Below are 4,668 nucleotides of genomic sequence, written 5' to 3'. Positions count from 1 at the left end.
TTCCCATTTGCTGTCTTTTTTCTGATAGTACAGGTCTGCCGACAAAAAAGAGTAATTATTTTTGATAGTATTGTTCTCGTTACTGTAATCATAATAACTCCAGTCTGCCTTAAAAGTAAAGTCTTTCAGGAAATTAAATTCTATATTGGCAAAGGGTCGGTGGGTAAAGAAGGTTGACTGAATTCCTCCGTTGTCATACTCATTGATAATTACATTATAACCCACTTCAAAATTGGGGAATTCCTTAAAGTTGCTCCGGGCACTCACCCGGTAGTTTTGTGTAAAACTCTCAGAAGTGGTAATGTTTTGGTTAACAATGTTATTGAAGCTGCTCCAGTTAAAATTACCATTGATGCTGTACTGCATTTTTTTGATGCGTTTACTAAAACTTCCAAAAGCAGAGAAGGTTTCATCAGCAAAATTACTGTCAATATTGATGGGCGAAGACACCTGGTTGATTGCTACAATTTGAGTGTTGTTTTTAATACCTTCAACGCGTCTTGTGTAATTCAGATTTGCTGATACATTGGTATAGTTAAACATATTGAAACTAAAATAAGTGAGATTGAAGGTATTGGCCAAGGAGTTTTCCAAAAAACGATTCCCTCTGAACAAACGATTGTAATCACTGAACACAAAGCCTTCTGCATAGTTGTTAACGTCGGTATATTCAGCTGTCATAGAATAATTAAACCGTAAGCTTTCACTGCGTTTCAACTGAGCGATTGCAAAAAATTCAGGCAGAACCCGCCATTCGTTTTGAGAAGTGGTTGTTCCTAATTGTTCCGTTTTCAAATCGTAATTATGCAGGGTTACACCGGGAGTAAACGTAAACTTTCCGGTGATGAATTTGTATTTCATTCCAAAAAAAGCATCGCTAAAATGATAGGTAACATCATTTCCCAATGGAAATACATCCCCTTCAATTTCAGGCGATTCTCCAAAGTTGAGTGTAGAGCCATTGTCTAAAAGTTGAAAAATTGAAGAATTGAATTGCTGTCTGCTTTGGGTGGTTCCCAGGGTAAAATTCAGGTTGCTTTTATTATTGATAATGTAAAAGTGATCGATTTTGGCATCCAGTTTATTAGTCTTTACAGGCTTTTCCTGATTGATGTCAAAATTACTTTGATTTTCATCAGCATCCAATATTCCTGAAAAAGGAAGAAAATCAAGCACCGCATTATAGAAAGGGTCTTCATCCTGCCACAAATGTTGTGCCTGCCCGGCAAAAATGTTTTTGTCATCCAGAGTATAATAGGCATTCACATTCTGATTGATGGAAAACGGGTTGTTGACCTTGTTTTCTATGATGTTGTTGTCTATCGTTCCAAAACTGGATAGTTGATTGGAGTATTCAGTTTGTTTGGAAAGTTTCCCTAACACATCATAATCCAATTGAAAACGAAGACTGGGCTTATAAACCGCGCTTAATTTAAGCATTCCCAACCGGTTTCTTTGATCGCTGGTCGTATTGCTGTTTTCTACTTCGCCTGTCGTCACAAAACTGCGCACCGTATTGGTAACAAAATTGGTTCTGTTATCTGAAAGTATAGCAAATCCACTTACATCTAGTGTTTCTGAAGCTTTATAGCTAAAATTTCCGGCAATGAATTCAGCTTCAATATCGTTGGCCCGGTTGTTTTGCATCACAGCGAAACCAAGACCGCTATCGTTGATATTAAAACGCGTCCCCCCACCTCTGTTAAAGTTTCTAAATCCGCCAGTAAAGTTGAAATAGTCTCTAAATGTAAAAGGCACATCACCTGTATTGTTGAAGTTGGTAATGATGTTAATACTGTATTCCGGGCTGTAATAAAACAATTTGGGATTGCCCAAATACCTGAATTTTTCACCATAACCGGCACCGGCAGCAATTTCGCCAAACCAGAAATTGGTTTTTCCTTCCTTCAGCCGGATATTGATGGCCGTCTGATCCTGAGTATTGGTCACCCCTCTTAACTGTCCCACTTCATTGTAATTGCGCAACACTTCTACTTTACTCACGGCATCTGCAGGGATATTTTTTGTAGCGAGTTTGGAATCACCGTCAAAAAAATCTTTGCCTTCAACCATCACTTTCTGAACCACTTTGCCATCCACTTCAATTTCACCTTCTTCATTGAGCTCCAGGCCGGGTAATGCTTTGATGACATCGCCCAGTTTTTTTTCATTACCTGTCACAAAGGAGTCTGTATTGTAAACTATGGTATCGCCTTTTATGGTTACGGGCATTTCGTAAACCAGCTCCACGCCTTCTAGCTCATCTGAGGCCGATTGCAAAACAATATCACGCATAATGTCTGAGTTATCTTCACCCACTGCAATTTCAAAAACCCGGGTTTCAAACCCAAGATAACTGGCCTGTAGGGTGTAAGTTTCATTTACAGGCAAAAACAGTTGATATCTGCCGGCATCATTGGTAATTGCATAGCTTTCAATGGCATCGGTGGCTTTTACTTTGGCAATGAGACTGGCCATTTCGAGTGGGTTTCCAACACTGTCTTTCACCGTTCCGGTTACTTTAACCGATTGTGCAAAGCTGGAATTCATAACAAACAGAAAAAGGACCGATAAAAATAAAAAAGAATTAAGTTTCATCTAAACTGAATTGGTTAGTTACTAATAAAGGAGTTAATTCATTCGAATCTGCATACCTCTGCCACGACCACCGTACATTTCCTGCATCTCTTCTATTTTATCTTTGACAATTTTCTGGTATTCTTCTTGAGTAACTTTTTGTCCTTTAGAAGGTTTTTTTATTTCAATGGTTTCTTTAGGGTTCAAAACAATTTTTGAACACAAAACCGAGGTTCTGTCTGCTTGAATTTCAAGGATCAGGCCGGGCAATCCTGAAAACTCTCCCGGTCCTTGAGAAATAGGAATTTGAGGTGTATACCAGGCAACAATTTCAATTTCATTAGGTATTTCTACTTCTTCCATAATATCAAACTCTGTAGAGTCTTTTTTGGTCGTGCTTTCTTCTTTTTCAACCTCTGAGTTTCTGTTTCTCCTGCGCATGGATTGAAAATCTGTATCCCCCAATTTTTTGATGGCTGTAGCTTTAAAAGCTACATACTGACCTATTTGTTTGGATTCATTAACCAGTGTCCATTCCAATTTTGGCAAGGAGTCAGCGATTAAAAACTGTTTGCCGAAAAATTCCTGTTCCTGTAAATAAAGGTCTTCTTTGATGTTTTTATACTGTGAGCCGGCAGTAAAGTTTCCCATCATCGCCATCATGCCTCCTCCTGCACCTGGTGCTGCCAGTTTTTCTTCTTCTTTATAAATTGACTCCTCTTTGGTGAAGTCTAATATATAGGTCTTTTCAAGGGCTTTTTTCATCATCTCAGCGATTTGCTCCTTCATTTGCTCTGTCATTTGCGGACCCCCAAAGTCCATATCAACAGTGGTTTTAGATTGGTAAGTGGCTTGCCCGGAAGTAATTTGAGCTGCAATTGCTATCGTAAAAAAGAAGCAACAAAGAGTGGTGTAATACTTTATCATTTTTAAATAGAGTTTGTTATTATGAATCAAATCTAAAACTTTTGTTACAGTATGACGATATTTTTAACAAAGGGTTTAACAATAATTTTTTAATGCCACATCAATGTGTTTTTTTGTAACTTGTTCTGGTTTTTAAACACGCGATCTATTTTTAGACTTTTATTAATGAAAGCACTGCTTTTTTTTATCGTTTTATTTTCAGTAACAGGCTTTGCTCAGGGAAGCTTTACCCTTGAGCCTGTTGAGCAATTCCCTCTCAAGGCAAACCGATTTATAGGAGTAGATCATTTGGGAAGCTATTATTCAGTCAGCAACAACACCCTGTTTAAAAAAGCTGGTACTGAAGTTTTTCAGTACAAGGATTTCCAGCTTGGTGTTCCGGGCGCTGTTGATTTGCTAAACCCGTTAAAAATCACACTCTTTTACCCGGCGTATCAAACTGCAGTTATTTTAGACAATAAGCTCAATGAAATAAAACGCATTTCATTTGCTATGAAACCTCCATTTTTAAACATTAAAAACGCGACAACTGCCAATGACAACCGTTTATGGGTGTTTAACGAAGACAGTCAGCAACTTGAATTGTACAACTTCAGAGATCAAATAAACAAGGTGCTTTCGAGACCCATCTCTGAAACATATCAAGGGCAGTTAAGTGACTATAATTATTGTTATGTGTTTACTGAAACACAGCTGAGACTTTACAATATATACGGAAGTCTACTGCGACGTATTTCACTTGAAAACATTGAAAAATCAAGCCTTTCCGGCGAACGATTAATGGTTTTATCTGACAAGCAATTAAACTTGTTTTCTCAACAACTCGAACAGAAAGATGCTGTAAAAACACCTGAAATAACCATAAAAGATTTGTTTCTATCTGGTGAATTCCTGTATATTTACGATGGTGAAATAATTCACAAAATGAAGCTAATCAAATCTCAAAACTAACCCCATGCACGTTGCAATTGCCGGAAACATTGGTTCAGGAAAAACCACACTAACAAGACTATTATCAAAGCATTATAAATGGCAACCCCATTATGAAGAAGTAGATGACAACCCCTATCTGGATGATTTTTACAATCAAATGGAACGTTGGTCATTCAACCTTCAAATTTACTTTTTAAATATTCTGTGTTGAATACTATGTTTCTGATATTA

General features: G+C 37.6%; 3 protein-coding genes and 1 pseudogene. 2 read left to right on the top strand and 2 right to left on the bottom strand.

Annotated features, from left to right (window positions below):
- Positions 1–2,598, bottom strand: a 2,598-nt coding sequence (locus AACY61_RS08940; RefSeq protein ID WP_339611233.1) for a TonB-dependent receptor, incomplete at its 3' end; no start/stop codon positions are given.
- 33 nt (positions 2,599–2,631) lie between these two features.
- The gene (locus AACY61_RS08935; RefSeq protein WP_339611232.1) at positions 2,632–3,504 is read right to left on the bottom strand and encodes a GLPGLI family protein; all 873 of its coding nucleotides are present in this window, start codon (positions 3,502–3,504) and stop codon (positions 2,632–2,634) included.
- Between the two features lie 165 nt (positions 3,505–3,669).
- On the opposite strand from AACY61_RS08935, the gene AACY61_RS08930 reads away from it, so the two are divergent.
- Positions 3,670–4,455 (top strand): hypothetical protein, encoded by a 786-nt coding sequence (locus tag AACY61_RS08930; protein WP_339611231.1) that lies wholly within the window; start codon positions 3,670–3,672, stop codon positions 4,453–4,455.
- Positions 4,456–4,459: 4 nt separating this feature from the next.
- Positions 4,460–4,636: pseudogene (locus tag AACY61_RS08925) on the top strand (deoxynucleoside kinase); the annotation flags it as partial.
- Positions 4,637–4,668: the final 32 nt, after the last annotated feature.

The sequence above is a fragment of the uncultured Planktosalinus sp. genome (assembly GCF_963973675.1).
Lineage (GTDB): Bacteria > Bacteroidota > Bacteroidia > Flavobacteriales > Flavobacteriaceae > Planktosalinus.
This window is presented reverse-complemented; position numbering and strand designations above follow the sequence as displayed.

Coding starts and splice junctions, on each gene's coding strand:
- AACY61_RS08935 (WP_339611232.1), bottom strand. CDS start 3,504: ATGATAAAGTATTACACCACTCTTTGTTGCTTCTTTTTTACGATAGCA.
- AACY61_RS08930 (WP_339611231.1), top strand. CDS start 3,670: ATGAAAGCACTGCTTTTTTTTATCGTTTTATTTTCAGTAACAGGCTTT.